This window comes from Deltaproteobacteria bacterium CG11_big_fil_rev_8_21_14_0_20_49_13, from assembly GCA_002796305.1.
Lineage (GTDB): Bacteria > UBA10199 > UBA10199.
Genome location: PCWZ01000074.1, coordinates 1 through 17,945, shown reverse-complemented (window position 1 = coordinate 17,945; position 17,945 = coordinate 1). Strand labels below are relative to the sequence as shown.

The following is a 17,945-nucleotide window of genomic DNA, read 5'->3' as shown; positions in this document are numbered from 1 at the left end:
TGATTTTTTATGGATATATGACTATCCACAGCCCCCAGTCTTAAGAGGTGCTTCATATGGCCAAGCGGCAAATGCAGGAGCTGGCAAGGCAGTTGAGAACCCATGGGCTAAGTTACAGCGAGATAAAAAGCAAAGTACCAGCGGCTAAGGGGACTATCAGCAACTGGTGTAAGGATATTCAGCTCTCTGAAAATCAGGTGATGATGTTAGGTAGGACACAGAAAGAACAGACTTTATAACAGCACGATTTAAATAAATATTTTTGACAAAGACCTATTGTATAGGATACTAGGTTGGATAGAAGGCATTAAGTTACAGATCGATGGGGGGCTAGCTCAATGGTAGAGCAGCAGACTCAATAAGATTAAGGGTCCCCGTTATCGCAAGGTAACGCGGAAAAACCGGGTGAATTCAGGGAAAGCTTTAAAATGCTAATCCTGAGCCAAGCCAAGTGAAACCAAGAAAAGTAGCTTGGAAGGTGCAGAGACTAAAGGGTGAGGATGGTTACCGATAAGCCCTTAAATAGCGCCCGGCATCCGTTAGAGCAACGGATGATGATATAGTCCGACACTCCGGGGAAACGCGGAGACAACAAGAGAGCTTAATCTGCGGGCTCCGGGTTCAAGCCCCGGGCCCCTCACATTTCCAAAAAAGGGACGGGTTACTTTTAAAAAGTGGCCTGTCCCTTTTTTTATGCTTAACCAGCCCTATATTGGTGAGAACGATACCACTTGCAATGGCGAACTATTTCAGCTAACCTCCTGCAAATCATGACATTTTTGAAGAGCTACTTCATCAACACGACCGACGAGGTGGATGTCCTTAATGTTTCTAACGACGTCAAATTTGCCATCCGCGATTCGGGCGGCAAGGATGGCCTCGCAACCGTGATAATTTCCGGCCCTGGTGCAGGGGTCACGTTACTAGAGCCTTTGCCGGAGGTGATAGAAGAGCTCAAAGTCGCATTTGAGGTATTTGCCGGAGAAGGAGCGGCCGCCAAAGACAAGAAAAAGAAAGAGATATACGTGAACCCCAGAGTGCAGGCGGCCATTTTAGGCAGAAGCATCTCCGTTCCCATAAAAGACGCATTGCTTGTTTTGGACCCGTACGAAGAGATATTTTTGGTCGACTTTGACAAAAAGATGCGCCGCCGCGAGTTCAAGGTACAGATAATGGCGCAGGCAGAAAGCCAGCCCCAGCAGTCAAAGGGCGCGCCGCCACCAAAGAAAAAATGAAGAAAAAAAAAGCGTCAGAACTTTCGCTTCATTTTATAGACGATGGAAAGATAGAAGTGGCGCCGCTAGCGTTCATGCGCGGCCGCGCGCTTAACTCCGCGTTCGTTATCTTAGATGAGGCGCAGAATTGCACGAAAGAGCAGATGAAGAGGTTCTTGACCCGCCTTGGGTTTGACCCCAAGGTGATAGTCACTGCCGATATTAACCCAAATAGACCTCCCGCGTGGAACCCCTTCCGGCGTCATGGAGGCCAACATGTGCCCGGCATAAGCTTTGTGTGCCTGACCGATGCCGACGTTGTAAGGCATCCTCTGGTACAGGCGATAGTTAGGGCATACGATGAAGATGCAAAAAGACAAAAGAGCTCATAGGAATTTCAGCGATGTGTTCGGGAGGATAGGGCAGTCGGACTTTGTCAGCTGGACCGCCTTCAAGGTGAGCCCTATCCTTGGCTGGATAGGTTTTATTATCCTCTGCACGGTCATAACTTTCTTAATGACCTTTTCCATCACATATATTCCAGATGAGGTTATTTCCGGAGCTATCTCTCAGAACGACATAAGGGCTGACAGAAATTACGATATAGTGGATACAGAGGCCACCAACAAGTTCAAGGAAGAGGCGTTAAAAGGGGTGGCGGTCGTATATGATTTTGATCCCGAACTTGCCAAAGGGATCAACGAGGGAGTATCCCGGGCCTTTGAAACGGCAAGAAAAAGCCTGGTAGAAGGAGAAAGTCCGGCCGTTATCAAATCCAACTTCGAGTCCGCGCTGAACATTAAGGTGCCCGATCATCTTTGGACAAAGCTCGCTGAGAACAATTTTGGAAGACAGGCCGAGAACGTCATCACTTCACAGGTGTCGCTTGCCATGAACCGTTACGTCATCGGCGATGCGTCATCCATACTTTCAGATAAGTCAAAAGGCTTTCTTGTGCTCGATCCGAAAGGAAAAGAGAAGCTTTTGGGCGTCAAGGAGCTTGCAGGAATAACCGTTGTCGATGATCTCCGGAAGAAAATAAAGGAATCCAAGCAAAAGGGTGGGCTTGACTTCAGTCCCATCATCTCCGAGCTTGTTCAGCCGAACCTTGCCTATAATCTTCAGGAGAGTGAGAGCAGGAAAAAGGCCGCTACCGAGAACGTCAAGAACGTGGTCATAAAAGTTGACGCCGGGGAAACGATAATACGTGTCGGTTCGCGTTATGAGCCGAGACACGTGATCATACTTAACGGCATACGTTCTGAAAAATCGAAGACCTTCACCCCGTTCAAAGTGATCGGTACGTTAATTCTGGTAGCGCTTGTGATCCTTTCCACCTATTATTTTGCGGAGAGATACATAAAGAAGTTCGCTCCGCACAGGGCCGACCTTTATTTCATGGGTTCGGTCCTGATATTCATTCTTCTTTTACTTCGGCTATCTCTTGGGCTTTCAAGGGCGCTTTATCATTCGATAGGGGTCGATATTCCGCTAACCGCCTTTTATTATGCTATCCCGGTCGGTGGCGCCGCGATGCTCATCAGGTTCATCCTTAATTCCGAAACAGCTCTCGTATTTTCGGTAGTTGTCAGTATATTTGCCGGCGTCTTTGTCGGGAACTCGCTCAACTACACCGGTTATTGCCTTATTTCATGCGTTGCCGCCGCGGCCTCTATCGCCTACGCGGACAAGCGTTCAGCCATATTCAAGGCAGGCATCCATACATCGGTTATAAACATCTTTGCGGCGATAAGCATTCAGATGGTGAACGGCAATTCCCTGACCGAGACTTTTACCGCCACAAACCTTTTCTGGTATATTTCATTTGCCATTATAGGCGGCATATCGTGCTCGATATTGGTCTCCATTATCACACCGCTTGTCGAACATGTCTTTGGATATACGACCGACATCAAGCTCCTTGAGCTAGCCAACCTCAACCATCCCTTACTGCGTGAACTTGTCATAAGGGCGCCGGGAACCTATCATCACTCGCACCTGGTGGGCATCCTTGGCGAGACCGCTGCGGAGGCGATCGGAGCTAACCCGCTGTTAACGCGTGTTGCCGCCTATTATCATGATATTGGTAAGATAAGAAAGCCGCTCTATTTTGTGGAGAACACGACCGACTGCGAATCGCGCCACGAAAAACTGACCCCTCATATGTCGGCCTTAATAGTAGCTTCGCACGTGAAGGACGGGATGGAGCTTGCCGCCGATTACAATATACCCCAAAAAATAGCCGACATGATACCGCAGCACCACGGCACCAAGATGATAAGCTTCTTCTTCAATAAGGCGCTCAAAGATGTCGACCCTGCGCTTCAAAAGATAGATGAAAAGGATTTCAGGTATCATGGGCCAAAGCCGCAAACAAGGGAGGCCGGGATCCTTTTACTGGCCGATGCGGTCGAGGCGGCCGTCAGGTCACTCAAGGAAAAAAGCCCGGCGCGTATCCAACAGATGGTAGAAGATATCATTAATACGAGCTTTACCGGGGCTCAGCTTGACGAATGCGACCTGACCTTAAAGAACCTTCACGACATAGCAAAGTCGTTCACAAAGATACTCATGGGAATATATCACCAGAGGATAGAATATCCCAAGGAGACCCTTGAAGAGAACGGGAAGAACGGGAACAGTGTATAAAGCATGTCATCCCTGCGAAAGCAGGGGTCTAGCTGATACAACGAGATTCCCGCCTTGGCCTTCGGAAGGCAGGCCTTTGCGGGAATGACAATGGATGATAGATATAATTTTGGTCACCGATAAGGAGATAAAGAGGCTTAACCGTGAGTGGTTCGGTGAAAAGAGGGCCACCGACGTCATAGCCTTTGACCACGGCGAGATATATATCTCTATAGATACGGCCGGGAGACAGGCAAAGGAACGGGGTGTGAACTTTACGCAAGAGGTGCTAAGGCTTGCCGTTCACGGCACGGTCCATATAGCAGGTTTCAACGATACTAATTTGAAGGACTTTTGCAGGATGCGGGAACGGGAGTGGAAGCTATTGATCGGATGTATGTCATCCTGGGCGTAAGCGAAGGATCTCGTGAATACAGTTTAGAATGACAATAGGGCACCTCTAAAAACCTATTTACCCTGTCATTGCGAGCCCCGAAGGGGCGCGGCAATCTCTAAGCGAACACTTGATTTATGGAGATTGCTTCGTCGCCTACGGCTCCTCGCAATGACACACCAATGGGTTTATAGCGGCGCCCAATAACTATATGAACATACTATTGGTGATAATATCCGGTCTTCTTACCGCTTTCTCGTTTCCAACCATCTTCGGTAATTTTCAGTTTTCAAATCTGGGGTTCCTTGCATGGCTCTCTTTAGTTCCTCTTTTCTATGTGATCAAAGATACGGGCCCCAGAAGGTCCTTTCTTTACACCTTTCTCTCAGGGTACATATTTTATGGGATCTCGTTATACTGGCTCTACACGGCGCTTAATACCTACGGTCATTTGAATCCCTTCGTGAGCGTTGGGGTCTTAGCGATTCTGATAGCTCTTCTGGCGTCACATATTGCGCTTGCGTCCTTATTTGCCTCATGGGTGGAAAAGAGGACCGGCATCAACAGATACTGGACGCTTCCTATCTTTTGGGTCATTTGCGATCTCTTAATGAACTACATCCCCTGCAACGGATTTCCGTGGGGGAATATCACGAACACGCAGTACGCATATCTTCCCGTTATCCAGATAGTCGACATCGTAGGGATATACGGGCTGACATATATAATGATAGCGGCGAATCTGACCGTTGCGGTTCTTGTGTCATTGCGAGGAGCGCAGGCGACGACTCGATCCGGTGCGTGGGACTGCTTCGCTCTGCGAGCTCGCAATGACAAAACGTGGTATGCAGTTGCATTGGTTGCACTCATGCTCGTCTACGGATTTTTCAGAATAAACTACATGGACAGAGAGAAGGGCGCTTGGCCTTCTATAAGGACCGCGCTTTTGCAGGGGAATATTCCGCAGGATGAAAAATGGCAGGAAGGACACGAAGCCGAGCAGATAGCTGTGCTTAAAAAGTTAACATCTGCCCTTAGGGACAGCAACGTCGACCTTATTGTCTGGCCGGAGGCAAGTTATCCCGTTCCATTGAACGTTAAGGTGGATTCGCTCGATCCTGCGCTCATGGGCCTAACGGGATTCGAAAAGGATCCCAATACGTACCTCCTTATGGGGGGGATAAGTTTTGACCGCTCCAAAAGGGCGCTCTACAACAGCGCGTTCCTTCTCGACGGTAATGCGCATATACTGGGAAGATACGACAAGGCGCACCTTGTGCCGTTCGGTGAATATGTTCCATACAAAAAACTGCTCTTTTTCGCCAAAAAGCTGACCGCACCTGTCGGAAATTTTGCGGCAGGTGAGAACAGCGAACCGCTTTTCACCGACGGATTTCAAATAGCGCCTCTCATCTGCTACGAGGACCTCTTTCCGGAAATAGCGAGGGCGTTCATAAAAAAAGGGGCGAATTTCATCGTGACAATAACCAACGATGCCTGGTATGGAAGGTCATCGGCCTCCTTGCAGCATCTGGCGATATCGGTCTTCCGTGCGGTCGAGAACAGGCGTTTTCTTGTAAAGGCGGCGAACACAGGTATAAGCGCCGTGGTGGACCCGGTCGGGAGGATCATCTCCAAGAGCGGGCTCTTTGAAGAGGGGATGATTGTTTCAAATATAAAGCTTGGCACCGGCAGCAGTTTGTATACAAGGTACGGTGACTGGTTCGCTTATGGATGCGGGCTTATAGCGGTGTTTTTACTGGCGGCTGGCGGGATTGGAAACAGGGGCAGGCTTCCCAAACAGGCGGCGCTCTGCAAAATAGCGAGGGATCGGCTATGGCGGTAATGAAGCCTGTCCCTATCTGGACAGATCGCCTTCGGCGATTACATATGAAAGAGTTGCGCGAAAGATACGATTCTGCAAAAGAAAAGGTGACCGAACTACGGGGGCATCTTTGACCTCTCTAAAAAAGAGAACAAGGCAACATCGCTAGAACACGAATCCCACGCCGAAGGTTTCTGGAACGATCAGATAAAGGCAAAGACCGTTCTGAAAGAGCTCGATCTCCTAAGATCGCTCGTTAACGAATGGAAAGCCCTTTCTCGCGATCTGGACGATGTTGGCGCCATTTTTGAGCTCATGGGTGATGACGAAGACCCCGAGCTTATTTCCGAGGCTAAGGGAAAAATTACCCGCATAGAGACAGGTGCCGCCGACATGGAGTTCAAGAGGATGCTTTCGGGCCGGAACGATACCGCCTCGGCCATCCTTCAGATAAATGCCGGCGCTGGCGGAACCGAGGCCTGCGATTGGGCGGAGATGCTCCTTCGCATGTACCGCAGGTGGGCCGACGCGCACGGATATAAGAACGAGGTGGTCGACTTCACTGAAGGGGACGGCGCGGGTTTTAGGAGCGTTGTCCTGACCGTTGCCGGCGAATATGCCTACGGTTTCCTAAGGGCCGAGAACGGGGTTCACAGGCTCGTGCGCATCTCACCCTTTGATGCTAACAAGAGGCGCCACACAAGTTTTTGTAGCGTCTTCGTCCTTCCCGATATAGAAGACGATATTGAGATAGTGGTAAGTGAGGGGGACCTTCGTATCGATACATTCCGCGCCGGTGGGGCGGGAGGCCAGAAGGTCAACAAGACCGATTCGGCGGTCAGGCTGACCCATTTCCCCAGCGGAATAGTCGTCGCCTGTCAGAACGAACGGAGCCAGCATCAGAACAAGGCCATGGCAATGAGGATCCTGAAGGCAAAGCTCTACGATCTAGAGATGGATAAGAAGCGTAAAGAGCGCGACGCGGTGGAAGCGGCCAAGTCAGAAATAGCGTGGGGTTCGCAGATACGTTCTTATGTGTTCCAGCCCTACCAGATGGTGAAGGATCACAGGACCAATTGTGAGAGCGGAAACGTCCAGTCGGTAATGGACGGGGCTGTCGACGACTTCATCCGCGCTTTCTTGCTGAAGAAATGATGTTCATTGACATAACGTCCGTTCCGCGACCGGTTTTGAAGGAGCGGGTAAGGTGTTCGAGCGACCGGTGTCCGGTTTCGCTCAAACACAGCGAAACCGGCACCTAGGGCCGCTCGCCCAGCCGGTCATCCGTTTATCTCTAAGGTCGCGGAACGGACGTTATGTGAAGTTGGAAAATATGTTCCAAGAGATAGATTCATATGTGAACTATGTCAGGGTCGAAAAGGGGTTAAGCCCCAATTCGGTCTCTGCTTACGCCCACGACCTGCGTTTGATGTCGGAATTCTTCGAGTCAAAGAAGATAACCGATCTTAAAGTGATAAGAGAGCCTCACATCCTGGCCTTTCTGGTCAACCTTCACAAGAGCGGCATTGAGAGCCGTTCGGTCTCAAGACACATGGTCTCCGTGAGGGGGCTCTTTAATTTCCTGCGCCGCGAGAAGATCATTGATTACGATCCCACGGCAAAGATCGAATTCCCTAAGAAATGGCACAGGCTCCCCGAGGTAATGACGATGAGCGAGGTCGATAGCCTCCTCGCTACGCCCGATGTGAATACCAGCTACGGCTTCAGGGATTACACCATCCTTCAGATCATGTACGCCTGCGGCTTGCGCGTTTCTGAGGTTGTGGGCCTTTCGCTGAACCAGCTGACGCTCGGCACAACAGATCACGACCTTACCTATTTGATGACGATGGGAAAAGGCTCCAAAGAGAGGATAGTACCCATTGGCCACATTGCCTGCACCGTGATAAAACAGTATCTGGAAGAGGTGAGACCGAGCTTTACAAGGCCCGATTCACCCGACAGGCTCTTTATATCGAGACTGGGAAGGGGGCTTTCACGGCAACAGTTATGGAACATCATCACAAAACTTGCCCGCAAGTCAGGGATAAAGAGAAACATTAAACCTCATACTCTAAGGCATTCATTTGCAACGCATTTAATTGAAAGGGGAGCAGACCTCCGCTCGGTTCAGACGATGCTCGGCCACTCCGATATATCATCGACCCAGATATATACCCATGTCGATACGAAACATCTTAAGGAGATCTACAAGAAGTTCCACCCAAGATCATGATCTTCAACTTGACGTAATCAAAATTATCGGTCTTTTCTCTAATGAGCTTTACTTCGGAAAAACCTTTTGCTAATTCATTTAGTCTAATGGGAACGCATTCAGACCAGACGTCCGTTACGCCAATGCTTAAGCAGTATTGGCAGATAAAGTCCGAGATCGAGGACAAAGAGACCATCCTTTTTTTTCGATTAGGCGACTTTTACGAGATGTTCTTTGACGACGCCAGAATAGCCTCCGAACTTCTAGATATCACATTGACTTCAAGAAATAAGAGCGACGCAAACCCGGTCCCTTTGTGCGGTATTCCGTACCATGCGGCGGAAGGATATATCTCAAAGCTCCTCTCAAGCGGCAAGAAAGTGGCTATTTGCGAGCAGGTTGAAGACCCCAAAACGGCCAAGGGTATCGTTAGGCGCGAGATAATAAAGATCATAACGCCGGGCGTTCTGATGGAGACCGACAGCCTAGTTGCCGGCGAGAACAATTATCTGGCGGCGATAAATGAAGAGTTCGCGCTTGCCATATGTGACGTTTCGACCGGCGACTTCAGGGCGGCGGCCCTCAAGGACGTGGAACATCTTATAAGGGAGCTGGCAAGGATAGAACCCAAGGAGATCCTTGTGCCTCGCTCACTCTCTGAATCGCAGATTTTTTTGAAATTAAAACCGCTCCTTTCTGCTTCGATGTTGACCGTCCTTGACGATCCAAACTTTGACCCTCTGGTCAAAGAGGTCGCCCTTGAAGGCGTTCCAAGCGAGGCATATTCATCTGTAGGCGCCGTCATCAGTTATTTAAAGAACACCCATAAGAGGGAGCTTGGTCATATCAAGAGCGTTACTGCATATTCCGTCGATCAGCATATGGTGGTCGATGAGTCAACAAAGCGTAACCTAGAGCTCACCCGCACGATGTCCGAGGCATCGCATACCGGTTCTTTGAGCTGGCTCCTTGACCGGACAAGGACCGCAATGGGAGGACGCACCCTAAGAAGGTGGATGCTCTATCCTCTTTTAGACACGATAGCCATTGATGACAAGCTCGACGCCGTCGAGAGCATAAAGGATGATTTTAAATTATTCGAAGAACTAAAGAACGATCTTACCCTCATTGCAGATATTGAAAGGATCACTTCAAGGATAGTTATCGGAAGCGCAAATGCCAGAGAGCTGGTCTCCCTAAAGGAATCGCTTAAGGTGATACCAAGGCTAAAGTTGAATCTTAACGGCGCAGGCGGTCTTTTAGGGAGTATCGTAAAGAGGCTTGATGATTGCAGGGAACTTTTAGAGAAAATAGAGGGCGTGTTGGTCGCCGAACCTCCGTTATCTGTAAAAGAAGGGGGGCTTATAAAAGAGGGTTTTTCTAAGGAGCTGGATGAACTTCGCTCGCTTGCAACGGACGGCAAAGGGTTCATCGCAAGGCTCGAGACCTCCGAAAAGACAAGGACCGGAATAAGTTCACTTAAGGTAAGGTATAACAAGGTCTTCGGTTATTATATCGAGATAACGCATACCCATGCCGACAAGGTGCCGGAGAACTATATCCGAAAGCAGACCTTAGCGAATGCCGAGAGGTTCATAACTCCCGAACTCAAAGAATACGAGGAAAAGGTCTTGGGCGCCGAAGAGAGGATCCGCCAGTTAGAACATGAGTTGTTCACGGGGGTAAGGACGTACGCGGCGGAATTCGCCGGAAGGCTTGCAGAGACGGCCGACGCCTTAGGTCGGCTCGATGCGCTTGCTTCGCTTGCATTCGTTGCCAACGACAACCGCTACACAAGGCCCGTTGTAAAGAACGACGGCGAGATAAAGATAACCGGCGGGCGCCATCCCATCATAGAAAAGCTCAACAGCACGGAACGTTTCGTCCCTAACGATATATCGCTCAACATGAACGATTGCCGGATGATGATAATAACGGGGCCGAACATGGCCGGCAAATCGACCATCATGCGGCAGACGGCCCTTATCGTCCTCATGGCGCAGATGGGCTCCTTTGTTCCCGCAAGTGACGCATCAATAAGTGTGGTCGACAGGATTTTTACCCGTGTGGGAGCCTCCGATAATCTCGTTAAGGGCCAATCGACCTTTATGGTAGAGATGAGAGAGGCCTCGGTGATACTCAGAGAGGCCACGGATAAAAGCCTTATCCTCATAGACGAGATAGGAAGAGGCACCTCCACCTACGACGGTGTTTCAATAGCATGGGCGGTCGCCGAATATCTGCACGACCGCATCAAGGCAAAGACCCTCTTTGCCACGCATTACCACGAACTGACCGACCTTGCTCTCACCAAAGAGGGGATAAAGAACTTCAACGTGGCGGTCAAAGAGTGGAACGATCAGATAATATTCCTTAGAAAACTTGTGTCGGGCGGAGTTAACAGAAGCTACGGTATAGAGGTCGCGCGTCTTGCTGGGTTGCCGCAGGAGGTTGTGACGCGCGCAAAAGAGATTCTTTTAAAGCTCGAAAAGGGGGAGATGGTACTTAAGGGCGAAGAGACGAGGCAGATGGGCCTTTTTGAAGGAGATTCTCAATTGCAAAATATACTGAAAGGCGTTAATCTGGACACGTTGACGCCTATCGAGGCGCTAAATGTGTTGCACGAGATGAAAAACAAGTTATAGAGCGATTTTATTCTTCGAGCCTGTCGAGAAGATAAAGTCACTTCTCGACTCGTCCGCCGTGGACTGGACTCGCTCGAAGGGTGGTATTAGGGGGAGATAATGAAAAAATTGGTTCTCGTTTTTTTGGTCTATGGTCTATGGTCCATGATCTATGGTCTTTCTTTCGCCGAGACCGCCGATCAGGCCTACAATTCCGCGCACGAATGTTATGCCAACTTAAGGGGGGACGCAGGCGCCCAAAAACTTCGTGAACCGTGGGAAAGATGCATCAGGCTCTTCGAAATGGTGAGAAAGAAATATGCAAGGAGTCCCGAGGGTGCCGAGGCGCAGTATAGTTTGGGGCGCCTGTACGAAGAACTCGCGTTCAACTCCAAGAATCTGGCCGATTGGAAACGCTCCGTGAAAGAGTACGGATCATTTGCAAGGGCCTATTCCACCAACAAGCTGGCCGACGACGCCTATTTTAGGGCCGCCTGCATCGAGTGGGAGAAATTGAACGACAAGAACGGCGCCAAAAAGGACCTTATCAAGGTCATCAAATATTACAAGAACGGCGATAAGGCAGGGGAGGCCAAAAAATATCTCGAAGCGGTCGATGCCGGCACCCCGATGAATGAGACGGACCTTAAAGCAGCTGTTGTAAAGGTCCCGCCAAGAAAGACCGAGAACAAGGCAAAGTCCATAATAGTCGTCCTTGATCCGGGGCATGGCGGAAACGACACCGGCGCAATTGGCCCCGATGGGGTCAAAGAGAAGGACCTGACGCTCCCCATCTCACAGAAGATAGCGGCCGAACTGAAAAAACAGATAGAAGGCGTGCAGGTCTATCTTACACGCAACGAAGACAAGACCCTGGATCTGGGCGAAAGGGTAAGGTTCGCAGACAAAAAGAAGGCCGATTATTTCATCTCGGTCCATGCAAACGCTTCCAAGTCCGGAAAAGAGAGAGGCATTCAGACCTATTATCTTAACAATGCAAGCGATGAGGCATCGGAGAGGCTCGCCTCGCAGGAGAATAAATATGCCGGCCGCAAGACCTCCAACCTTGAAAAGATAATCGCTACCATGCTTCAGAACGAGGCAACAGACGGTTCGCGGGCTCTGGCAGGTTCGGTACATAAAAAGATCGTCTCCAGCCTTTCAAAGAAATATTCGGATATAGAAGATGACAAGGTAAGGTCGGCCCTTTTCTATGTGCTGGTCGGTGTAAAATGCCCGTCGATACTGGTAGAGACCTCATATATCTCCAACCCAAAGGAGGAGAAGAGACTAAAGACAGACGCCTATCAGAGAATAATTGCGGCCTCCGTTGCGGGAGGGCTTTATGACAATATAAAGAACTATAAACCAAAGACGTTATAAATAAATGATACAAAGACTAACAGAAGGCCTTGAACAATTCAGGAACGAACTCGAAAAAAGAACGTCTCTTTTCGATATACAAAAAATATGGTCCAACACCATGGATTCGGTGGTGAGGGAGCTCTTTGAAACGAACCCCTCCCAGAATAGCAGGATGGCGGTCTTCGCTCTGGGAGGATATGGACGCGAAGAGATGAGCCCATATTCCGATGTGGATCTCATGTTCCTATACGAAGGCGACCTTAAGGTAGTGCAAAAGACAGTTGACGGGGTGCTTTATCCCTTGTGGGATTCTAAGTTCGAGGCCGGGGGTGCGACAAGGGCCTTAGGCGATTGCGCCGCAATGTTCGAAGGCGAGATACGGGCCCAAACGGCCATGCTCGATGTGAGGTTCATTGCCGGTGACAGGGAGCTTGCGGACAGGTTCTTCAAGCTCCTTCATGGCAGATTTAAAAGCCGTCTCTGGAAGAGGCGCTTTGCCAGGGCCAAATACAAAGAGCAGGAGGCAAGGTTCGCAAAGTTCGGCAATTCTGTCTATGTGCTGGAGCCCCATGTTAAAGAGAGCGAAGGGGGGTTGCGCGAAGTTCAGACCGCACAGTGGATAGATAAGGTCCTCTTTAACAACGCCCACGAAAAGATATTGAGCGGCATGGAAGGAGAGGTGGAGTTCCTATTCAGGCTCCGGGCCCATCTTCATCTCCTGGCCGGAAAGAGGGAGGACAGGCTCACTTTTGAGAACCAGAAGGCTATCGCCGCCAGATTGAACCAGCCCATAGAAGAGCTTATGGCCCGTTATTACAAGGCGACATCCCTTATCCATGGAGGTTCAAAGGGAATAACCTATGGAGCGGCGCCGCTCTACAAGAGAATGATAAGACACTGGCGCCATGAACGGATAAAAAAGATAATAGGGGGAGCCCCTTCATGGCAGAGGCTTGCCGCCAACCCGGATGTCCTTTATCGGGCGCTTTTAATAATGCACGAAACCGGCGATATCGTCCGTCTAATACCATCGTTCAAGGATATCTATTTCAGGACGCAGTACGGCGCCTATCATGTCTACACGGTGGATGTTCATTCGATGTTCACGGTCAAAAGGCTTTTAGAGCTGGAGAAAGATGAGACCCATCATCTTCTTCACGAGGTCTATAAGAAGATAGGCAATAAGAGCATGCTTCTCCTCGCGGCACTCCTTCACGACATAGGAAAACTCCCCGAAAAGCATACGAGCCACGTCCATTTGGGCGCTGAGATCGCCAAAAAAGAGGCCTTAAAGCTTGGTTTTTCCTCGCACGATGCCGACAGGATCTCTTTCCTTGTCGAATCGCACCTTATAATGCCCAGAATAGCCTTTAACAGGGACCTTGCAGACCCTCATTTAATAGAGAACTTTGCCAATTCTGTAGGCGATGAAGAGCTTTTAGATATGCTACTCGTACTTTCTTATGCCGATATCGCATCCATAGGCCCCGACGTCTGGAGCGCATGGAAAGAAAAGCTTCTGGGGGAACTTTACAACTCTTCTAAAAAGTATATCGCCGGATTCAAGGCGCAACATTTGAAGAAAGAGATAGACCTTATAAAGAAGACGGCGATAGAGACCTACGACGGCCATGTGAGGATATGGTTCTCTTCGATGCCGGAGCGCTATTTTATGGCCCACAACATAGATTGTGTCATGTGTCATGTAGACATGTTCCGCAACTTTACCACCCAGCCGATACTGGTAAAGCATGCGGCCAAGGACAACCATTCCGAGTTCATCATCATGACCCGCGACGCCCCTGGCATATTTTCCAAGATATCCGGCGTTATGACGGCGCACAATGTGGACATTTTAGAGGCGGACCTCAATACCGGCAGGAACGGCGTGGTCCTTGACGTCCTGCGTGTCGTGAACGAGATAGGCGGTCCCGTACCTGAACAGTTGGCCTTAAGGGTCATTAAGACGCTTGAAGACGTGTTTGCATGCAAAAAAGAGGTGGATGAGCTTATCAAGAAGAGGGCGGTCATCTTTAAAAAGCGTGTGGCACCCGTAACGCCGCGTGTTGTCATGGATAACGATGTCTCGGCGTTTTATACCGTCGTGGACATAATGGCCAACGACAGGGTAGGGCTCCTTTTCGATCTTGCAAGCGTTATCTTCAAAGAAGGGTATTCGATAGGTGTCGCAAAGATCCTGACGGACGCCGATACGGCAAAGGATTCGTTCTATATAAAGGACCTTAAGGGTGAGAAGATCACCGCCAAGGAGCAACTTGACTCGCTCAGAGAGTCGATACTAAAGGTGCTTTGACATGTTCTGGATACTCTTAAGTGTTACCGTATTCTTTTTGTTCGGCGCGTATCTTGTGCTCGTCTGTATAAGGGACAGAAGGTATGAAAAGAAGTCGGTCGCTGAATCGATGAGCGATACGGTCTGGGACGACATTGCCCGCGAACGGGAAGAGAACCTTCAAAAGGCGCGCAGGTTCAAGGACGCGCTCTCCCGCGCCGCGCAAAAACGGTGATTGGTCATCGGCAAAAAGATAACAGATAACTGATTACATGCTTGCTGCTAAATTCTCAACGGCCGTCCAGGGCGCCCCTGTTCTTTACGAAGGCGGGACGGATGGTGTTTTTACGTCGAAGGTGGTTTTTATCATCTTATATTCGTGGCCAAAGAGGTCTCGAACCGTTATCGTAACGGTATATGTCCCATCTTTTGCATCGGATGGTAGCTTCAAACTGTTCGTAAGTTCAACTGCGCCTCTGGTCTCTATCACCTGATGGTAATCGACTATGTTCTCCTGATGAAGGCCAATGGAACCGTCGGGGTACCTTACATCAAGATCTTCCTGCAGCCATACCATTCGTCCGGAACGCTCATAGCCGTAGATGTCGGAGATTATAAATACGTTCTCGCCGGACTGAAAGACAGACGGCGTCCTTATGGTATCAGGACCGTTCACCGCGAACCTAATGTGCGTAATGGTCAGCTCTTTATATGCCGATTCGTCGGCATAGCTTCCCATGAACTCAAAAGTGGGATAGAAGTTGAACTTGAAGCTTGGTTTTAGGAAATTATTTTCGTTGTTCCAGCCAAGCATAAAGATAAAGCTTGATAGAAGGATCCATGCCACAAGCGCCGCTCCTCCGGGCCATCTCCTTTTCTGTTCGGTAACCAAAGTGTCCGCCGCGAGGTCGCCTATGCGCTGATGTTTTGGCGAAAGCCAGATAACAAGCAGTCCAAGCGGGTTAAGTTCGAAAATAGCCAAGAAGGTACGAACGAGCGATCCGGAAAGTGGGACGCTCGTGCCATCTTCCTGTGTTATGGCATATCCAAAGAGCCATTTACCCGGTGTTGTGCCGGTCAAAGATTCCGTTATTACATAGAACATCAATGGAACGAGCGGCGTGAACAAAAGGAGCCACTTGCTCGTTTCGGGATGGTCGGGAGATAGGAGCAAAAGATAGCCGAAAGTGGCCGCACCGGCCAGTGAAAGGTCCAGGAGAGCAGAGACGACCCTTCCCGAGGCGGAGGCGATGTTGGCCATCGTGATGCTATATTGGGTTTCTTTTATCCCATGTTTTTTAATGACGGTTGTTCCGGCCACGAAATCGCCAAGTCTTTGATGTTTGCGGGTCAGCTCCATGCAGAAGAAGGGGATGAACGGCAGGAGGTAATCAAGCAGCCTGAAAACGTTCCTGATAAATATCGAGGCCATCGCAGGGAACTCACCGTTCTTTTGCCGCACATACATCCAAGCGCAGAATTTTCCCGGAGTGGCAAAGAAGACGCTCTCAAAGATGAAATAATACATGAACGCGGCAAAGAAAAACGATCCGTTGAATGCCAGACCCTGCCAACCATAAAAGGGAAGGGGACCGGACCATGAGCCGTAGAACGCCCGCCTCGCAATGATGCCTATGAGAAAATAGAGGTAAAAAAGTACTGTCGAATCTATTAGAAACTCTGCAAAGCGTTCTCTCAGCGTTGCAACGGTCGCTCGTGCTTCCAGATAGGGCTCATCGTCCATCTCATGGACCTTGCCTCCGGGCCCATATTCTTCGGGGAGCATCTCAGAAACTTCGCTCACGTCTACAAGCTCGGTCTCTTCGGGTCTTTCAAATTCAGCCATAATGTTCTCTTACTACTTCTTTTACAAGGACCGGTTCGTCGCTGATTATTCCGTCTACGCCAGCCTCTAGCGCCTTTTTAATGTCATTAACTTCGTTCGGCGTCCATACGAATACCTTAAGTCCTTTGGCCTTGGCATGCCTCATTATGCGGCCGCCAAGGCTCGAAGTATGTATGTTAAGCCATTGGACCACAAGGATGTTACCAAAAAATAGCGCATCTAGGAAGAAAAAAGCTCTGGGGAGGAGCAAGAGCCCCCTGTCGATCTGAGGCGCCGCTCTTCCGGCCTGGTAAAGGAGCTCTTTACTGAACGAAGATAGAAGAACGCCCCTGAAACTCCCCTTGTATAGATCCAGCGTCTCAACCACATTTTTTACAAAGTCGCCGTTCTGTTGGGGCTGTTTTTTGAGCTCGATGTTTATGAACATATTCTTGCCGGCCAGAACCTCGAGCGCCTCTTTCAATGTCGGGATATTCTCACCGGCATAGAAAGGGTTAAAGAGTTTTCCTATGTCCACATCTTTAAGGTCTCTCCAGTTCGTTCTATGGATATGAAGATGCTTGTTTGAGAGCTTGTGAAGGTTGTCATCGTGGCAGACGATGGGGAGACCGTCGGCGGTGGAAAGGAGATCGAACTCAACTCCATCTACTCCCAGTTCGACGGCCTTGATGAAAGATGGTATCGAGTTTTCCGGCGCATATTTACGCGTTCCGCGATGGGCAAGTATCAAAGGCGGGGTTCCGGTCATATTTTATCAAAATAGCCCAGTTTTTGTTGCACAAGCGTTATTCCTGCTATAGCCGCGGTCTCCACCCTCAAAATAAGCGGTCCAAGGCTCAAAGAGACCGCGTCCGCCTTCTTGGCATATTCCACTTCATGAGAGGCGAAGCCGCCTTCGGGACCGATGATTATGATAGTGCGTAAGCTTGCCCCTAGCGAAGTCGAGGGGTGCGCGAGAGCAGAAGTGTTCAAGTCGTTCTTATCTTCACCTTCAAAAAACAGTATTTTTTGATCGTAGTGGGGGAGTCCCTTGCAAAGGACGGAAAAGTGTAGCGGGGCGAAAACCTCCGGGCGGATGGATGTTCCACACTGTTTCGCCGCCTCAAGGGCTATTTTTTGCCAGCGGACAAGTTTGGATGAGGAGCCGAATTTGGGGATGGTACGTTCGCTTGTGAATGGGATTATCTTTGAGCATCCAAGCTCCACCGCCTTTTGGATTATCCATTCGAACCGGTCGTGCTTGATAATGGCCTGCGCAAGGGTTAGGTCGGCGTTAGTATTCTGGTTCGTTGGCACGTTAGCCGAGAGCTTCGCTTCTACATGTTTTGTGCCGATAACGGTGATTTCGGCCTTCCAGCGGTTGCCACGGCCGTCGGTCAGCATTACCCAATCGCCCTTTTTAAGACGAAGGACTTGAGAGATATGCTTGGCGTCACTACCCGTAACGGTCGCCTTATTGTCCTTGATAGAGGACTTATTTATTAGAAATTGCGGCATCGTTATTGTTCAATAATACAGGGCACCTCTAAAAACCCATTGGC

At 49.7% G+C, this 17,945-nt stretch carries 15 protein-coding genes; 12 read left to right on the top strand and 3 right to left on the bottom strand.

Annotated elements, in window-relative coordinates; all coding sequences use genetic code 11:
• Positions 1-56 precede the first annotated feature (56 nt).
• From COV46_07175 to COV46_07120, 12 genes are all read left to right on the top strand, one after another.
• Positions 57-239: a hypothetical protein gene (locus COV46_07175; GenBank protein PIR16739.1), complete on the top strand. Its 183-nt coding sequence runs from the start codon at positions 57-59 to the stop codon at positions 237-239.
• Positions 240-770: 531 nt separating this feature from the next.
• Positions 771-1,235: a hypothetical protein gene (locus COV46_07170; protein ID PIR16738.1), complete on the top strand. Its 465-nt coding sequence runs from the start codon at positions 771-773 to the stop codon at positions 1,233-1,235.
• The gene (locus COV46_07165) at positions 1,232-1,606 is read left to right on the top strand and encodes a hypothetical protein (GenBank protein PIR16737.1); all 375 of its coding nucleotides are present in this window, start codon (positions 1,232-1,234) and stop codon (positions 1,604-1,606) included. The genes COV46_07170 and COV46_07165 overlap by 4 nt, the downstream gene beginning before the upstream one ends.
• Positions 1,575-3,863, top strand: coding sequence for a hypothetical protein (locus tag COV46_07160; GenBank protein ID PIR16736.1), 2,289 nt, complete (start codon positions 1,575-1,577; stop codon positions 3,861-3,863). Before COV46_07165 ends, COV46_07160 begins: the two co-directional genes overlap by 32 nt.
• Before the next feature lie 94 nt (positions 3,864-3,957).
• Entirely contained in the window at positions 3,958-4,257 is a 300-nt protein-coding gene (ybeY, locus tag COV46_07155) for an rRNA maturation RNase YbeY (protein PIR16735.1), read from the top strand.
• A 190-nt stretch (positions 4,258-4,447) separates the two neighbouring features.
• Positions 4,448-6,082 carry an apolipoprotein N-acyltransferase gene (gene lnt / locus COV46_07150; GenBank protein PIR16734.1) on the top strand — a complete coding sequence of 545 codons (1,635 nt, stop codon included), beginning with the start codon at positions 4,448-4,450 and terminating at the stop codon, positions 6,080-6,082.
• Between the two features lie 44 nt (positions 6,083-6,126).
• A protein-coding gene (locus COV46_07145) for a peptide chain release factor 2 (protein ID PIR16733.1) occupies positions 6,127-7,216 on the top strand; the annotation gives its coding sequence in 2 pieces (ribosomal slippage) (positions 6,127-6,192 and positions 6,194-7,216; 1,089 coding nt in all).
• A 178-nt stretch (positions 7,217-7,394) separates the two neighbouring features.
• Positions 7,395-8,297, top strand: coding sequence for a site-specific tyrosine recombinase XerD (locus tag COV46_07140; protein PIR16732.1), 903 nt, complete (start codon positions 7,395-7,397; stop codon positions 8,295-8,297).
• 86 nt (positions 8,298-8,383) lie between these two features.
• On the top strand, positions 8,384-10,921 hold the full coding sequence (locus tag COV46_07135; protein PIR16731.1) for a DNA mismatch repair protein MutS: 2,538 nt from the start codon (positions 8,384-8,386) through the stop codon (positions 10,919-10,921).
• Positions 10,922-11,020: 99 nt separating this feature from the next.
• Complete coding sequence (locus tag COV46_07130; protein PIR16730.1) at positions 11,021-12,283, top strand: hypothetical protein; 1,263 nt, start codon at positions 11,021-11,023, stop codon at positions 12,281-12,283.
• Between the two features lie 4 nt (positions 12,284-12,287).
• Entirely contained in the window at positions 12,288-14,579 is a 2,292-nt protein-coding gene (locus COV46_07125; GenBank protein PIR16729.1) for a hypothetical protein, read from the top strand.
• Position 14,580: 1 nt separating this feature from the next.
• Positions 14,581-14,793 (top strand): hypothetical protein, encoded by a 213-nt coding sequence (locus COV46_07120; protein PIR16728.1) that lies wholly within the window; start codon positions 14,581-14,583, stop codon positions 14,791-14,793.
• Between the two features lie 84 nt (positions 14,794-14,877).
• On the opposite strand, the gene COV46_07115 is transcribed toward COV46_07120, so the two are convergent.
• Genes COV46_07115 through COV46_07105 form a run of 3 tightly spaced genes read right to left on the bottom strand, consistent with a single transcriptional unit; the run spans position 14,878 to position 17,901 of the window.
• Entirely contained in the window at positions 14,878-16,404 is a 1,527-nt protein-coding gene (locus tag COV46_07115) for a hypothetical protein (GenBank protein PIR16727.1), read from the bottom strand.
• Complete coding sequence (locus COV46_07110; GenBank protein PIR16726.1) at positions 16,397-17,152, bottom strand: hypothetical protein; 756 nt, start codon at positions 17,150-17,152, stop codon at positions 16,397-16,399. The genes COV46_07115 and COV46_07110 overlap by 8 nt, the downstream gene beginning before the upstream one ends.
• Positions 17,149-17,901 carry a hypothetical protein gene (locus COV46_07105; GenBank protein ID PIR16725.1) on the bottom strand — a complete coding sequence of 251 codons (753 nt, stop codon included), beginning with the start codon at positions 17,899-17,901 and terminating at the stop codon, positions 17,149-17,151. The genes COV46_07110 and COV46_07105 overlap by 4 nt, the downstream gene beginning before the upstream one ends.
• Between the last annotated feature and the right edge of the window lie 44 nt (positions 17,902-17,945).

What these genes read in the sequence shown, in the direction of transcription:
- COV46_07170 (PIR16738.1), top strand. Translation starts at nt 771, where the DNA reads ATGACATTTTTGAAGAGCTACTTCATCAACACGACCGACGAGGTGGAT.
- COV46_07120 (PIR16728.1), top strand. Translation starts at nt 14,581, where the DNA reads ATGTTCTGGATACTCTTAAGTGTTACCGTATTCTTTTTGTTCGGCGCG.
- lnt (PIR16734.1), top strand. Translation starts at nt 4,448, where the DNA reads ATGAACATACTATTGGTGATAATATCCGGTCTTCTTACCGCTTTCTCG.
- COV46_07165 (PIR16737.1), top strand. Translation starts at nt 1,232, where the DNA reads ATGAAGAAAAAAAAAGCGTCAGAACTTTCGCTTCATTTTATAGACGAT.
- COV46_07115 (PIR16727.1), bottom strand. Translation starts at nt 16,404, where the DNA reads ATGGCTGAATTTGAAAGACCCGAAGAGACCGAGCTTGTAGACGTGAGC.
- ybeY (PIR16735.1), top strand. Translation starts at nt 3,958, where the DNA reads ATGATAGATATAATTTTGGTCACCGATAAGGAGATAAAGAGGCTTAAC.
- COV46_07140 (PIR16732.1), top strand. Translation starts at nt 7,395, where the DNA reads ATGTTCCAAGAGATAGATTCATATGTGAACTATGTCAGGGTCGAAAAG.
- COV46_07110 (PIR16726.1), bottom strand. Translation starts at nt 17,152, where the DNA reads ATGACCGGAACCCCGCCTTTGATACTTGCCCATCGCGGAACGCGTAAA.
- COV46_07105 (PIR16725.1), bottom strand. Translation starts at nt 17,901, where the DNA reads ATGCCGCAATTTCTAATAAATAAGTCCTCTATCAAGGACAATAAGGCG.
- COV46_07130 (PIR16730.1), top strand. Translation starts at nt 11,021, where the DNA reads ATGAAAAAATTGGTTCTCGTTTTTTTGGTCTATGGTCTATGGTCCATG.
- COV46_07135 (PIR16731.1), top strand. Translation starts at nt 8,384, where the DNA reads ATGGGAACGCATTCAGACCAGACGTCCGTTACGCCAATGCTTAAGCAG.
- COV46_07160 (PIR16736.1), top strand. Translation starts at nt 1,575, where the DNA reads ATGAAGATGCAAAAAGACAAAAGAGCTCATAGGAATTTCAGCGATGTG.
- COV46_07175 (PIR16739.1), top strand. Translation starts at nt 57, where the DNA reads ATGGCCAAGCGGCAAATGCAGGAGCTGGCAAGGCAGTTGAGAACCCAT.
- COV46_07125 (PIR16729.1), top strand. Translation starts at nt 12,288, where the DNA reads ATGATACAAAGACTAACAGAAGGCCTTGAACAATTCAGGAACGAACTC.